We start from the raw sequence: 15,403 nt of genomic DNA, 5'->3' as shown, positions 1-15,403 counted from the left end.
GACTATTTTGCTTTTTGGTAATACAATTTATTGACTAACTCCTTTAGTTTGGTTTTAGCGGCATTCAATTGTGATTTCGATGTGCCTTCAGAAATGTTCAGCATAGCGGCTATTTCTTTATGTCCGAAACCTTCAATAACAAAAAGGTTGAAAACAGTTTTACAGCCGTCGGGAATATGGTTTAGTAAATTCAGTAAATCTTCTTCTTCCAATGCGTTCACTTCTTCGGTAAAAGGTTGCGAAAGCAATTTGACATCATCAAGGTACATATTGAAATTGGTGTTTTTCTTGATGGTTGCCAAACAATGGTTGACCGTAATTTTTCGGGCCCATGCCTCAAAAGCCAAAACTTCTTTCAGTTGTTCCAACTTTGTAAATATGGTATAGAAAGCGTCAGCCATAGCTTCTTCAATTTCTTCTTCCTTCTTAAGGTATCGTTTGCAAACGCGATACAGTTTTGGAGCCATATGCTCATAAACCTGACGCTGAGCATCGCGGTTCATTTTTTTGCAGTTGGATATGAGAGTTTCGTTTATCACAATTGTTGTCTTTATACTAAAGAGGGCTTAAAAGATAAAAAGGTTGGGAGGGGTGTAAAAAAAAATAAAAATAATCAATTTTGCTTTGTAGTGAAAACAAAAAAAAATCTGTAGAAGTAAATTAGTGCATCTACAGATTTTATTAAACTATATTCGAGATTTTACTTTTTAAGCTGAAACTTAGTATTTCCAACCTGCCACAATGCAAATGCCCACATGTCTGCTTCATCACCGTAAGTAACATCTAAGTCACTTGAATGGTGACCGTTGGCATAGTTAACGTGTAATAAAATGGGATTTTCGGAGCTATTATAATTTTGCAATATTGCAGCAAATTTGCCTGGCTCCCATGGCGCAACTCTAGGATCATTAATTCCTGTGCGTATGAAAGTAGCTGGATATTTTTCGCCTTTTTTCACTTTGCTTTGCGAATCCATTTCTAAAATATATTTTACATCCTCTTCATTTTTTAAAGTTCCGATCTCTGGAATTTGATTTGCCCCATTTGGAGAAGTTTCCATTCTGATTGCATTGGTACAACCTACTTCAACAAGAGCTACTTTATAAAGATCAGGACGTTCTGTAATTGCTCTTCCAATCAATATACCTCCCATGCTTACTCCATTTCCAATAAGTTTTTCTTTAGAAGTATATTTTTCTTTTATCAAATATTCTGAACAAGCAATAAAATCTTTCCAAGTATTTGACTTTTTAGCTTTCATTCCGTCAGCATGCCATTTATTGCCTTTTTCACCTCCTCCACGAGGATGCGCAAAAGCCACAATAGTATTTTGTTCTAATAAAGTCATTACGCTAGATCCTACAAAATATGGATATTGACTAATCCCATAAGCGCCGTATCCTGTAATATAACAAGGTGTAGAACCGTCAATTTTAATGTTTTTAGGATAAATTATAGATAAAGGCACCATTACTCCATCGTGACTTGGAACTTCTACTTCTTTTACAACATAATTTTTGCTAAAGTCAGGAAAAGAACCATTAGCGGTTAATTCTTTACTTTTTCCTAATTTTCCAGTTTGGGCATCATAATCATAATCAGTAGAAGGAGTAACCCAGCCATTGTTAAAAAGCATCATGTTATCGTTTTGACGTGGACTTAATGGAAATGCTGAATTAGAGCCCGCTGGAAGTGGAATTTTTTTGATTTCTAAAGTTTTGGCATTAATTTGGAAAGTTTCCTGATTGATTCCGTCGCTCAAATTATAGTAAATGAAGTTTTTAGACTTTCTTAGTCTTCGTATAACTTTATCATTTTCTGGAACAAGAATCGTTGGATTATTAAAATCTGGATTTTTTAGACTTGTATATGCCAGTTTATAATTAGGAGCATTTTTATGAGTAAGGAAAAAAAGTTTATCACCAATAATTTGACTATCCGTTATATCATCTTCATATTTCACTAATGGTTTCCAATTAATTTTTGATTTTCCTAGTTCTGAAAATGGCGCATAAAAAGAAAATTCTTCATTTTTTGTAGATCCAATATCTAAAATGATATATGAATAATCATCAGGAAATTTAACATAAGGAAATTGTGCAGCTAGAATTTCTAATTCAGGATTGTTTTCTTTTGAAGCCAATATTTTATCTGTTTTTGGATCAGTGCCAATAACATGTAAAAAAGCTTTCATATTCTTCAAAAAAATGTCACTTGTATTATCTCTCGTAGCCATTTGTGTATATGTTATGGCTTTACTGTCCGGAGTAAATTCAAAAGGAAATTCGCTCCAAACAGGAGTAAGTTTATCTGAAAGGAATTTTTTCGATTCGAGATCCATAATTTTTAGGTCGCAAACTTCTGCACCGCCTTCAGATATGGTTACAGCTAGTTTTTTGTTATCAGGACTAATATTAAAATTGGTGATAGTGGCACCTTTAGTAATTGTATTAGGATCTAACAATAAAACTTCAGCTCCATTTCTGTTTTTACGGAAATACAACTTGTATATGTTTTCTTGCTTTTTATTTTTTGTATAGTAGAAAATATCACCAACCTGTATAATAGATCCGTATTGATCTCCACCCAAAGCCTGAATCTCTTTCATTCTATTAAAAAGAACATCGCGTCCAGAAATTGTTTTCACAATAGAGTTGGTATAGTCCGATTCGTCTTTGAACCATTTTTGAACTTCAGGATTGTTCATGTCTTCAAGCCATCTGTATGAATCTGTGATTTTTGTTCCAAAATAATCATCTACAACAGGACGTTCAGGAGTCGTAGGATATTTATATTGGGCTTGTGTGGCCTGACTTGTAATAAAAATTAGAAGAGCTAAAGTGGTTTTCCGGATCATTTTTTTGTGGTAGTTTATAGTTTGTTGGGTAAAGTTAATTTATAAATCTTCGTTTCGAGAACTTCTGTGTCATTATCCTCACAAAGTAAAGTTTAATTTTAAGCGTAAAAAGAAATATATCAATATGAAAAGTCCCTTTTTAATGTCATTGAGTTACTTTTCATATTATTTAAAAGATGAATTGTTTTTAAAGTAGGTCGTCTTTTTAAACCATTTTTCAATTTTTACAACCGACTCCTCATCTACTTTAGGATTGCAATTTAAACCTAGATTAATTTTAGTATTTGAGATATAAGAGTTAAGAAAAATTATAGCAAAACCACCAATCTCACCATGGTCGTCAGATAGAGTAGAAGAGAATACGTTTGTATATCCGCAACATTTTTCTTTAGATCTTATAATGGAGAGTAGATAGGCTACATCATTTGGTTTTACCCAATTATCAGGAAACTCACCACTCATTGTTACGCTATTTAGAGGGGTCTTATTGTATTTCTCTTTAAAAAAAAGAATAAAAGATTTTGGGCTAAAATCTTTAGGCGATAAAGTCTTGTAATATTCTTTTTTTATTTTAGTTGCTTTAAAGTCATAAAGTAGATAGCCGCCAGTCAAAATTATAAACACGATTAATAGCGAAATAATTATTTTTTTCATGGAAATTCGTTTTATTTAACAGGCAAACTCAATTTATAAATTTTCGTTTCGAGAACCTCTGTATCATTATCTTCGCAAAGCAAAAACTCGATTTTATCATTTGTTTTTTGGTAAAAAGTCAGACCTTCGAATTTGTTAGTTGCCGTAATTTTTTGAGTAAAATCGATTTTCATGGTTTTAAGGTCGATTCTTCCTATGAAGCTTCCCAAAATTTCACCGTCGTCATAAGTTGATTTAGTGTTTTCTACTGTAGAAAGGAAATAGATTTTATCTTCCACCAAAATAGCATCTGTAAAACTGGAGCGAATCCCTTTTATTTTTGGAAGCTTATAATTGGTTGCAACCAAAGCAAATTCTTCTCCCAGACTTTTAGCATGGATAGTAAAAATGGTGTTTTTGTTCGAGACTCCATTACCACGATTGAACAGGTACCAGTTCTCGCCATCGAAAATAGCACCTTCCAGATTAAAGTCTTCTTGTTTTATTTCGCCAAAACTTTGCATTAGTGCATATAAATCAACCAAATTATTTTTTTGCAGTATAGTTTTCTTTTTAAGATCGAATGCAATCATCTTGTTTCGGTTTTCGGTAGATCCGGAACCAAAAATATAAAGTGTATCGTTATGATGTGTCAAAGACTCAAAATCGGGTTTAAGATTTTTTGCAATATTTTTTGTTGGATTGTCTATTAAAGGGTGTTCGTTCAATTGCTGATCCTGCATGTGGTATTCGTATAAGAAGCCACTATTGTCACCAATAATATAAAGTGAATTGTTATTGAAGAATAATCCTGATGCCGACCCGATTCCGATGATTTGAATTAATATTTCTAAGGTGAATTTTTCCATGAATGTTGTTTTGTAAATAAAATTGCTGTCTCCGAAAGTATTACATGGAACAGCAGGAATATGCTTTGTAAAAATAGTATATTTACTATTACGAAAAAACTCATAAATATGAAATCAATAGATCCGAATGATTTTAAAATCACAGATAAAATAAAATTATCAAAGATTCCTACTTTGCTCGACCTTGATGCTGACAGTGAGGAAAAAGAAGCTAAACTCGATAAAGTTCAGGCTAAATTGAGTAAACAGCAAGATGCCATGTATGCCCATAACAGATATGGCGTTTTGATTTGTCTGCAGGGAATGGATACTTCCGGAAAAGACAGTCTGATTCGGGAAGTTTTTAAAGAATTTAATCCGCGTGGAGTAGTGGTACATAGTTTTAAAACGCCTACTTCGGCAGAGTTGGAACACGATTATTTGTGGAGACATTATGTGGTTTTACCCGAAAAAGGGAAATATGCGATTTTTAATCGTACCCATTATGAAAATATTTTGGTTACCCGCGTGCACCCTGAGTATATATTGAATGAAAATTTACCCGGAATTGAAAAGGTAGAAGATATTCCGAAGGATTTTTGGAAAGACAGAATGGAGCAAATCAATAATTTTGAAAAGCATATTACGCAAAACGGAACAATTGTACTGAAGTTTTTCCTGCATTTGAGTAAAGAGGAACAACGTAAACGTTTGTTAAGACGATTGGAAGAAGAAAAACACAATTGGAAATTCTCGGTTGCGGATTTGAAAGAACGTGCACATTGGGAGGAATATCAACAATATTATGAAGAGGCCATAAATAAAACCTCGACAAAAGATGCTCCGTGGTATGTAATTCCGGCCGATGATAAAGAAATGGCCCGTTACATTGTGGCTAAAACCATTTGGGAAGAAATGCAGAAGCATACCGACATTAAAGAGCCTGAGTTACCGGAGAGTATAAAGGCTAATATTAAAATATATAAAGAGCAATTAGAAAACGAGTCTTAAATAAGGCTCTTTTTTTTGCTTTAATGTTACTGCAAGTTTATGAGTGTTTTGTAGTACTAATTTAATGTTAACTTTTTTTTGTTTTAAAGCAGTTTTTTTGCAAACTGTTGTTTTTTTGATAATATCTAAATCATTTTAAATTAAAGAGTAGGGGATTACTTTGTAAAAAAAATAGAAACCAATTTTTAACTAAATGAAAAGAATTATTTTACCCCTAATTATGTTAGGTTCGTTACTTACATCTTGTAATAACGATTCTAAAGACGAAGCAGAAACAACAAGTGTTGTACTGAAGGATCAATCTGTAACACCAAGTTTAATAAAAGCTCAGGCAGGATTTGAAAGTTTGAAAATTTATTCTCTTTTTAGTTCAGATGATGTTTTTGCAGACAGTCCTAAATTTGTTTTTGGAGGTTCTGCTGATGGTTCGGGTCTATTGAAAAATACCGACGGAACTTTTACTTTCTTAGTAAACAACGAAGACAATTTTGCGGTTTCGAGAATTACTTTAGACAAAACATTCAAACCTACAAAAGGAGAATATTTGTTAAACTCTAGTGGAGGAACCTGGAGATTGTGTGGGGCTACTATGGCTACTAAAGAAGAACATGGTTTTGGACCGCTTTATTTAACTTGTGGAGAGTCAGGAGAAGAGTCTCGTACACATGCTTTAGATCCGTACGCTAGTGCTGGAGGAGCATCAGTATCTAAAGAATTATCAGGATTTGGACGTTTAAGCGCCGAAAATGCTTTACCATTACGTTCTTCTGCTTACAAAGGAAAAACAGTTGTAGTAATTGGTGACGATGACTCTGGAACTTACGGAGGTCAGGTTTTTATGTATGTATCAAATATTGTTGGTGATTTAACTGGTGGATCTTTGTACATGTTAAAAAGAAATGACAGCAACCAAAGAGAAAAAGACATGACTGTGGATCAAACTTATCCTGTTTCTTTCGTGAAAATTGACAACCACACTACTTTAACAGGAGCTCAGATCAACGCATCTGTAAATACTTTGAAAGCAATCAAATTTGGTCGTGTTGAAGATTTAGATTACCGCAAAGGAGGTAACAATGCTGACCGTGAATTGTATTTTAACGTAACCGGACAAGATATCACAGGAACGAATGCCGATGCTTCAAGAACGAAATACGGTAGAGTTTACAGATTAAATCTTGATGCTGCCGATCCGTTAAAAGGAACTTTAGAATTGGTTTTAGATGGAGATAACCGCAGTGGAAAAGCAGGGAAATTTCAAAACCCGGATAATATTTGTGTAACCAGTAACTATGTTTACGTTCAGGAAGATGCAAACGGATACGGTGACGAAACACACGATGCTTATATCTATCAATACAATATTGCTACAAAAGAATTGAAAGTAGTATTAGAATTAGATCACCGTCGTACTCAGGCTGATGCTGCCAAATACAACGTAGGTAAACTATCAAAATTCGGAGATTGGGAATACGGTGCTATGATCGATGTATCAGATCAGTTGGGTATTCCGGATACTTTCATGCTAAGCATCCAGCCTCATACCTGGACTGGTGAAAAATATAAAGGAGTTGACGGAGGAACAAATCGTCCGAACGAGCAACAAGCAAGTCAAATTGTAGTGATTAAAGGTTTAGCGAGATAAATTTTTAAAGCATTATAAAACAGTCATCCACTATTTCAATTTGAGGTAGTGGTTTCTGTTTTTCTGAATATTTCCCTTTTAATTTTTAATACACATGAAAAAAATATACGGTTTGTTTTTCCTGCTGGCATTGGTAGCCTGTCAGAAAAAAGACAAACATCAGGAAGTAAATGAATTGTTTCAGTCTGATATTACTTTACTGATTGAGAAGGTTGCTAAGCTTAAATATTCTGTGCAGTCAGATTCTACCGAAGCACAAATTCAGAGACAATTTCTGGAAGCACATCAAGGTTATAAAAAGGTCGAAATGATAAGTGAGTATTATTCGCCGGCCGTTTCCAAAGCAATAAACGGTCCTGCAATACCTGAGTTTGAGGAAAATGATAAAGTAACAGTTCCGCCCGAGGGATTTCAGGTTATTGAGGAATTGGTTTTTCCGAAGTACAACAAAGAGAGTAAAAAAGAACTACTTCAGGAATTGGGTATCTTGTCGGCTAATTTGGTTCGTCTGGAAAAAGTTTCCAATTCAAATCAATTAACGGATGCGCATGTTTTTGACGCCATGCGATTGGAAGTATACCGAATGGTTACTTTAGGAATTACAGGATTTGATTCCCCGGTTGTACTGAATTCACTTCCCGAAGCTTTGGTTGCTTTAGAAACCATCGAAAAATATTATCAGGTTTATGTTGAAAACAATGCGGTTTCCAATTCAAATCAGGTACTCGGGATATTGAAGAAAGGGCAGCAGTATTTAAAAACAAATACCAACTTTAACGCTTTTGACCGTGCTTATTTTATAAAAGAAATTGCCAATCCGCTAAGCAAAGGATTATTTCAAACCAGATCTGAATTGGGGATTCCGCTCATGAAAGAGCAACGAGGTTTAAAAGTTACTGCACAAACATTATTCGATCCGGAGGCATTTGATCCCGAAGCTTTTTCAGGTTTTCCGGATTATAAAACAACGCCGGAGAAAATTGCGTTGGGAAAAAAACTGTTCAACGATCCTGTTTTATCGGGTAACAACACCCGTTCTTGTGCTTCGTGCCATCATGCTGATAAAGCTTTTACAGATGGATTGGAAACAGCGGTTTCATTAGACGGAAAATCAATGCTTCAGCGCAATACGCCGACACTTAACAATATTGCTTTTCAACGCGTATTTTTTGCAGATTCAAGGGTAAGTTATCTCGAAGATCAGGCAGTGGCCGTGATTAAAAATGAAAACGAAATGCACGGTTCTTTGGAGCAATCGGCTTTAGTACTTCAAAAGGATGCGAACTATGTGAGAGATTTCAAAAAAGCTTTTCCAAAAGGAGCAATAAATGAATTTGAGATCAAAAATGCTTTGGCTTCTTATATTCGTTCGTTAAGTAAGTACGATTCGAAGTTTGATGCTTATATGCAAAACAAAGAGCGTTTTACAGCGGATGAAAAAGCAGGTTTTAATTTGTTTGCTGGGAAGGCCAAATGTGCAACCTGTCATTTTATTCCGCTCACCAATGGAACTGTTCCTCCTAATTTTGACCGATCGGAAAGCGAAATTTTGGGTGTTCCGAATAAAAGTAAAAAACTAGACGGAGATTTGGGTAAGTTTGTAATTACACAGGCCGCGATTCATAAAAATTCGTTTAAAACACCAACTATCCGAAATATAACACTTACCGCTCCATACATGCACAATGGCGTTTACAAAACTCTGGAAGAGGTAGTTGATTTTTATAACGAAGGAGGAGGTTTAGGCCTGGGATTCGATGTTCCGAACCAAACGTTACCGGAAGACAAATTAAACTTATCCGATTTGGAAAAAAAGCAGCTCATCGCTTTCATGAGAACTTTGACCGATAAAAAGTACTTGAAATAATAAATAGTTTCTTTTAATTAGACCCGACAGCTTTTTGAACCTGTCGGGTTTCTTGCGTAATGAAAAGTCAATTAACACTTCCGTTAGTCAAAACCCAGCTGCCGTTCATCAAACTAATTTTAATAGTGTTTTAGGTTTGTGCTCCTTTGCATCAAATTAATAAAAACTATTATCATGAACACGTACAAATTAGTATTGCTTACAACTGTTTTCGCATTTGCTTTAATCTCTTCTAAACTGCATGCACAATCTCCGCTCCCTATTCATGTTGGAATAAAAGCAGGATCAAATTATTCTGAACTGCCTGTTTCAAATGGTTTTGATTCAAAGTATGCCGCTGGTTTTTTCGGTGGTGCCATGGCCCGCTTTGACTTCAAACGTTTCTATGTTCAAAATGAAATTTTGTATAGTGAGAAATCTTCTAAAATTGAAAGAACAGCCCAGTCATCTTCTAAAAATGCAACCTGGAGAAGTCTCGAAATACCGCTGTTAATTGGTTACAAAGTAATCGATCAATCTACTCTGAATGTTAGAGTTTTTGGTGGAGGAGTTTATTCTTATGTGCTGGATGAAAATTTTTCTTCGCTGAACCAATTAAAGACGAGCTATGGGAAATTTGATAAATCGAATATAGGCTATCAGATTGGGGCAGGAATCGAAATGTGGAAGTTTACTTTAGATGTTACCTATCAGGGAGGATTAAATAATCTGAGTAAAGAATTTAGCTCGAAGCCAAATTCGTTTAACGTCAGCGTTGGTTATTTTATATTTTAAAGGTTTATTTATTGGTTGAACCTAGTTAGCAGCAAAGAATCTTTTAGGTTCTTTGCTGTTTGTTTAAAAAATATAGGGCTATTTTTGAGCCTAAATTTTCTTATGAATTTTTATTCCCTATTAGATGATTACAAAAAGTAAAAACAGACATTGGATATTTTTAGTCTTTTTTTGGTGCATACTCGGAATAACGATCTGGTCGCAGATGATAGATGCTTATGGCTTTTTATCGGCTGCTTTTCAGGCTTTTTTGGTTTTATTGTGTTCATGTCTTTTGGCACATTTTTTAAGTGATGTGTTGTTGCCAAATGCCTTGCGAAAAAGAAGGATGGCTTTATTTGCTGTACAAAGCGTCATTATAGTTTTGGTACTTTCCTTTTGTCTGGCCAGTATCTATGCTGTTTTTTCCAATAGCTATTCTCGCGGACGCTTGTATCCGGATGAAGCAAACATGACTTCGATACAGTTTTTATGGGCAAGGTTTTTCGGAAGTACTCCCGCAGCTATTTTAATCTGTGGTACCGCCTGCGGACTCCGATTTTATCAGGAACACAATGTAATAGAAAGAAATCATGCGCAGTTGCAACAAGTGCATCTCGAAGCACAAATCAGGATTTTGCAGGATCAGATCAATCCGCATCTCATGTTTAACGTACTCAATCATATCCATATTTTAATGCAGAGCAATGTAAAACTAGCATCGGATTTACTCGTTCAGTTCTCGGATATTCTGCGGTATCAATTGTATGAATGTAACAAAGAATATGTACCACTGCATCTCGAAATAAAATATCTCAAAGATCTAATTGCGGTCGAAGAAACAAGATGGGGTAATGAACTGGAAGTAAAATGCAAATGGAATATCGAAGACACTCAGCTTCAGATTGCGCCCTTGCTTTTGGTGCCTTTAATTGAAAATGCCTTTAAACACGTTTCAAGACTTCCTAATCAAAAGGGATATGTACACTTATCCTGCAGGCAAACTTCCAAGCAATTACAATTTAAAATCGAAAACTCCTATACTGAGCAATATAAAATTCCTTCCAAAAATCAGGGACTTGGACTTGAAAATGTCAAAAAAAGACTGGCGATTCAATACCCCGAAAAACACCAGCTAAATATCAATAAAACCGATTCGGATTTTACGGTGACGGTGGTTTTAGATTTAAAGTAAAAGGGTGTAACGTTCCCAATAGCTCAATGTCATGAAGTTAAGAGATTTTAGATTGAAGATTAACGATTGCAGATTTTTGATTGGGTAGAAAAGAAAGAAAAAATCTGCCTGATCTGCGAGATCTGCGAGAGAAAAAAAATAATAAAAAACATCAAAATATGAACATGAAATGTCTGGTTATCGACGACGAACCTATCGCAAGAAACGGAATAGTAGATTTTGTCTCTAAAATTGATTTTCTTGAAGTTGCGGGTACCTGTGCCTCTGCGTTAGAAGCCACGTCCTACATTCAGGAAAAACAGATTGATTTGTTGTTTTTGGATATTAATATGCCTTATCTCTCCGGATTAGAGTTTTTGGAATCGCTGGATAATCCGCCTTTGGTCATTTTCACTACAGCTTATTCGGAATATGCTCTGGAGGGTTACCGTTTGCAGGTGGTTGATTATTTATTAAAACCCATTACGTTTCAGCGTTTTTATCAGGCAGCTCTAAAAGCAAAACAATGGCATCAGATGACAGTTTCTCCGAAGCAGAATCAATTAGATCCTTATTTGTACGTGCGTCAGGAAGAAGGCTTTCAAAAAATTTCCTGGCTTGATATTCTCTATATCGAAGGCATGCAAAACTATGCAAAACTTCATTTTAAAGACAAGGTTCTTGTTATTCATCAGACAATGATCTCTTTAGAAGAAACACTTCCAACAGAGATTTTCTTCAGAATTCATAAATCTTTCCTTGTCAATATTACCCATATTGATTCTGTTGCCGGTGGGCGATTGTTCGTAAAAGGACAAGAACTGCCCATTTCAAGAACACGCCGCGAAGCTTTATTGAAAGAGGTAGTTTATAAAAACTTACTAAGCAGATAAACCGTTGAGGTAATTTCTAAAAAATAAATTTACCTTCAAGAAAGATAAGTTTATATTAAAAAAACGCAAAAAATCTCCTCTATAAACGAACAAAGCCGGTTATAGAGGAGATTTTTTTAGGTGTTAAATTGCTGTTTCTTGCTGTTTATTTATTTCCAACAGTTAGGAAATAGCTTTAGAACTTCCATTTTAAAGCGACCGCTCCATAAAAGGTGGTCGTAAATCTTGGATTGGCAATATCCTTTTCTTTAAAAATGTCTTTTATTTTTCGGCTCGTAGTAGAAAAGTTTCGCACAATAGTCGTTCCGGCAGTCGGTTCTAAAGTCCAATGTTTACCAAACTTAATCTGCGGCCTTATTCCCGCAATAATTTGCTGATATCCCAATAACGAAGATTTGTTTCCAACCCTGGTTTCTGCGGTCATACCGCTGAGTTCTCCAACCGCTTTCAAATCAAAAGTGTCAGACATTCGATACCCAAGTTCTAAACCTTCAGGAAATGCAACTTTAAAATGCAGAGCACCTCTGGATTCCCAATTAAAATAAATTCCGGGAAGCACCATTGGAACACCAAAACTATTGGTTAAAACCGGCCCCATACCAAAAGCCAGATTGGGATTGAATTGTTTGATAAAAAGAACTCCACCCTGAATTAAAACATCATCTTTATTGATTTCGACCATGTCCGTATAAACACCAACGGAGAGCATAACCATTAAAGACCAGGAGGGAGAAATAGAGCGGAGGTGTTTGACTCCAATTTGCGCATTCAGCAGTTCATTAGGGAATCCGCCCTGGAATTCTACCGGAAGAGAAGGAATTTCATAATTTTTATTTTCCATTCGGGCATAACTTCCATCCATAAAAAGAGACCAGAGTCTTGGATGATTGTATTGGTCCATTTTTAAAGAAAGAGGCACTTCGAATGCGATCTGTGCCCTTTTAAAATTACTTTCGGCGCTTGTTTTGGTACTGTCCATTGGGCGTACGTAATTAGAAAACGGAACATAATCGACTTTAAATTCTCCTGAAAATTTTGATTGTGATCGTGCAGAAATGCTGATCAGAAAAAAGATAAAAAGCTGTGATAGATAAAAAACTGTTTTGTTCATGATTGGATTAATTTTTCAGCGAATTACCGCGTTCTAAACCAATCCGGAAAAATCATTTGACTAATGGCAGTTATCTTTTGACCAATGGTAAAAGACAAAACAAAACCCGATAGAGCTTACTCTCTACCGGGTTCATACCAAAAACAAAAAAATAAATTAAACCTAACTTTTATAAATCAAAACCATAGGCTAAACGCAAAGCAACCTGATTGGTTTTGAATTTGTTATAATCTTCGTAGCGGACACTAATGTCGATGTATTTAGTGGCATACCCAATTCCCGGAGCCCATAAAAAAGTAGTGTCGTTATAACCGTTAGTTACGGCAAAACCAGCTCCCACTTCTCCCAAAATATAAAACTGATCTTCCCAGATAAAAGCTTTAAAACCTGCTTTAGCAGGAATAAATCCAAGATCTTTTGCTTCGTCTTTCATAAAAAGGTTTGTAAAACCTGTAGTTAAGGTCAACGATGTTCTTTTAGATAAATCATATTGCAGACGAACATCTCCACCAAGTGACCATTTGTAGTCATTATCGGTCGGGATACCACCATTTAAACCAAAGCCTAATCTAAAGCCCTGATTATAGTTTTTAACGGCACTGTCCTGAGCGAAAGTTGTATTGGCGTATAGTAAAGCGAAAGCAGCGAGGCATAACATTTTTAAATTTCTCATGACCATCTTTTTTAAATTTCTAATACTGTAAAAATACTTTTAAGACCTCAGGGGCCTGTTATATAATTTTTAGTAATTGTTATATAATATCTGTGTTCGTTAAAAAAGCCTTAATATTTGCTTATGTTTTTAATAGTATCAAAGAATCCAAAGCTTCTGATTATCTTTGCCGACTAAAAGAGAATAGAAGTGAATTTAAAGCAGTATACCAAAGAGTTTTCATATAATTTAAGATTAGCATATCCCATTATATTAGGAATGGTCGGGCATACCTTAATTGGTATTGTCGATAACATAATGGTTGGAAAGTTAGGAAGTACAGAATTAGCGGCAGTTTCATTAGGAAACAGTATGATTTTTATCGCTATGTCGTTAGGAATTGGTTTTTCTACCGCTATTACACCAATTGTAGCGGAAGGAGATGCTGAAAAAAATGATGGTAAAATCCGTTCTGCATTTCACCACGGATTGTTTTTATGCATACTCTTAGGATTATTACTTTTCGGAATTATTGTTCTCGCAAAACCGATAATGGAGTTATTGCAACAGCCTGCTGATGTAATCGCGCTTGCAAAACCTTATCTGGATTGGGTTGCTTTCTCTTTAATTCCGTTAATTGTGTACCAGGGTTACAAACAATTTGCTGACGGACTTTCGATGACCAAATATTCAATGTACGCCATGATTATGGCCAACGTACTCCACGTTGGAATTAACTATGTATTGATTTACGGAATCTGGATTTTTCCAAAAATGGGAATTATTGGGGCTGCTTTGGGGACTGTAATTTCAAGAATATTTTTGGTTATGTTCATGCATATTATGCTGTCGAGAAGAGAAGATCTGAAACGTTTCTTCAAAAACTTCAGCTTTGACGAAATTAAAAAAGAAACTCTGAAAAAAATAATCAGTATCGGATTTCCATCGGCAATGCAAATGCTTTTTGAAGTGGTTTTGTTTACTGCCTCTATCTGGCTTTGCGGTAACATTGGAAAAACCAGTCAGGCAGCCAATCAAATTGCTTTAAGTCTGGCGTCAATGACTTTTATGTTTGCGATGGGATTGAGTGTGACTTCGATGATTAGAGTGAGTAACCAAAGAGGTTTAATGGATTATAAAAATTTAGTTGTGGTGGCTCGTTCGATCTTTTTACTGGCGATTATAATTGAAACCTTTTTCGCTATACTTTTTGTGGCGTTTCATGATTTTCTGCCGCATATCTTTTTGAATATGGAAAACGGAGGTCAACTTCTGGATAATAACGAGGTAATTGGCATTGCATCAAAATTACTTTTAATAGCGGCCGTTTTTCAAATTTCTGACGGAATTCAGGTTGTCGTTCTCGGAGCTTTACGAGGCTTGCAGGATGTGAAAATCCCAATGTACATTACCTTTGTAGCCTATTGGATAATTGGTTTTCCAATTTCATATTATCTTGCTGAATATACCGAATTAAAAGCAGAGGGAGTCTGGATCGGACTTTTGGCCGGACTTACCACAGCAGCAATATTTCTTTATATTCGTTTTCATTACCTGACCAAAAAATTAATCAGAAATTCAGTTTCAAATACTTAAATTTGAACGGCAAAAGAATCAGCCACAGATAAAAAGGATTCGCTAAGTATCCTGAAAGCTCTTTAAATCATTGCAGTCTGTAAACCAATAAATAAAATAATAAATAAATAAAAATGGAATTACCTAAATTTTTACTCGGAGACAATACTGATTTTCCAGATGATATTTTTATCATTCACCTGGATTATCCAAGATTCATAATCAATTTAAAAGATGATGAGGTAGAATTCATGGAAGAAGCCGAAGATCTTGACGAAGCAGAGCTAAATGCAGAGATGGAGGGTTTAATTGTTTTAGCGAATGAGTTTTACGATCGGGAAATAAACCGTTACGAAGAGTAAAGTCATACAGTGTGTCTTTATG

General features: G+C 35.2%; 14 protein-coding genes. 8 read left to right on the top strand and 6 right to left on the bottom strand.

Translation table 11 applies throughout. The features are described from left to right. Window positions 1-2: 2 nt before the first annotated feature. From OGZ34_RS22220 to OGZ34_RS22205, 4 genes are all read right to left on the bottom strand, one after another. Window positions 3-503, bottom strand: coding sequence for an RNA polymerase sigma factor (locus OGZ34_RS22220; RefSeq protein WP_140505632.1), 501 nt, complete (start codon window positions 501-503; stop codon window positions 3-5). Between the two features lie 197 nt (window positions 504-700). Continuing rightward, window positions 701-2,857 (bottom strand): prolyl oligopeptidase family serine peptidase, encoded by a 2,157-nt coding sequence (locus OGZ34_RS22215; RefSeq protein WP_263361780.1) that lies wholly within the window; start codon window positions 2,855-2,857, stop codon window positions 701-703. A 165-nt stretch (window positions 2,858-3,022) separates the two neighbouring features. Next, window positions 3,023-3,511, bottom strand: a complete 489-nt coding sequence (locus OGZ34_RS22210; protein WP_263361779.1) for a hypothetical protein — start codon at window positions 3,509-3,511, stop codon at window positions 3,023-3,025. Window positions 3,512-3,522: 11 nt separating this feature from the next. Further along, window positions 3,523-4,359 carry a DUF6929 family protein gene (locus OGZ34_RS22205; protein WP_263361778.1) on the bottom strand — a complete coding sequence of 279 codons (837 nt, stop codon included), beginning with the start codon at window positions 4,357-4,359 and terminating at the stop codon, window positions 3,523-3,525. 108 nt (window positions 4,360-4,467) lie between these two features. On the opposite strand from OGZ34_RS22205, the gene OGZ34_RS22200 reads away from it, so the two are divergent. The 6 genes from OGZ34_RS22200 to OGZ34_RS22175 all read left to right on the top strand — a co-directional run bounded on the left by OGZ34_RS22200 (window position 4,468) and on the right by OGZ34_RS22175 (window position 11,681). Next, a complete protein-coding gene (locus OGZ34_RS22200; protein WP_263361777.1) occupies window positions 4,468-5,349 on the top strand; it encodes a PPK2 family polyphosphate kinase in 882 nt (293 codons plus the stop codon). A gap of 193 nt (window positions 5,350-5,542) precedes the next feature. Next, window positions 5,543-6,994: a PhoX family protein gene (locus OGZ34_RS22195; RefSeq protein ID WP_263361776.1), complete on the top strand. Its 1,452-nt coding sequence runs from the start codon at window positions 5,543-5,545 to the stop codon at window positions 6,992-6,994. Between the two features lie 94 nt (window positions 6,995-7,088). Continuing rightward, window positions 7,089-8,861 (top strand): cytochrome-c peroxidase, encoded by a 1,773-nt coding sequence (locus tag OGZ34_RS22190; RefSeq protein WP_263361775.1) that lies wholly within the window; start codon window positions 7,089-7,091, stop codon window positions 8,859-8,861. A gap of 174 nt (window positions 8,862-9,035) precedes the next feature. Continuing rightward, window positions 9,036-9,635: a porin family protein gene (locus OGZ34_RS22185; RefSeq protein WP_263361774.1), complete on the top strand. Its 600-nt coding sequence runs from the start codon at window positions 9,036-9,038 to the stop codon at window positions 9,633-9,635. Between the two features lie 124 nt (window positions 9,636-9,759). Continuing rightward, window positions 9,760-10,809, top strand: coding sequence for a sensor histidine kinase (locus OGZ34_RS22180; protein WP_263361773.1), 1,050 nt, complete (start codon window positions 9,760-9,762; stop codon window positions 10,807-10,809). A 158-nt stretch (window positions 10,810-10,967) separates the two neighbouring features. Then, entirely contained in the window at window positions 10,968-11,681 is a 714-nt protein-coding gene (locus OGZ34_RS22175) for a LytR/AlgR family response regulator transcription factor (RefSeq protein WP_263361772.1), read from the top strand. Between the two features lie 175 nt (window positions 11,682-11,856). Here OGZ34_RS22175 and OGZ34_RS22170 read toward each other — a convergent pair whose 3' ends face one another. Both OGZ34_RS22170 and OGZ34_RS22165 read right to left on the bottom strand, forming a co-directional pair. Next, window positions 11,857-12,792 carry a DUF6268 family outer membrane beta-barrel protein gene (locus OGZ34_RS22170; protein ID WP_263361771.1) on the bottom strand — a complete coding sequence of 312 codons (936 nt, stop codon included), beginning with the start codon at window positions 12,790-12,792 and terminating at the stop codon, window positions 11,857-11,859. Between the two features lie 169 nt (window positions 12,793-12,961). Then, window positions 12,962-13,465, bottom strand: coding sequence for a hypothetical protein (locus OGZ34_RS22165; protein WP_173966154.1), 504 nt, complete (start codon window positions 13,463-13,465; stop codon window positions 12,962-12,964). 189 nt (window positions 13,466-13,654) lie between these two features. Here OGZ34_RS22165 and OGZ34_RS22160 point away from each other — a divergent pair, with 189 nt between their 5' ends. Beyond that, on the top strand, window positions 13,655-15,040 hold the full coding sequence (locus OGZ34_RS22160; RefSeq protein ID WP_173966153.1) for an MATE family efflux transporter: 1,386 nt from the start codon (window positions 13,655-13,657) through the stop codon (window positions 15,038-15,040). A gap of 113 nt (window positions 15,041-15,153) precedes the next feature. Further along, window positions 15,154-15,381: a hypothetical protein gene (locus tag OGZ34_RS22155; RefSeq protein ID WP_017495128.1), complete on the top strand. Its 228-nt coding sequence runs from the start codon at window positions 15,154-15,156 to the stop codon at window positions 15,379-15,381. Window positions 15,382-15,403: the final 22 nt, after the last annotated feature.

It is taken from the genome of Flavobacterium collinsii (assembly GCF_946903285.1).
GTDB lineage: Bacteria > Bacteroidota > Bacteroidia > Flavobacteriales > Flavobacteriaceae > Flavobacterium > Flavobacterium collinsii.
Note: the sequence above shows the minus strand (reverse complement) of the source record. Positions and strands in the feature narration are given on the sequence as shown.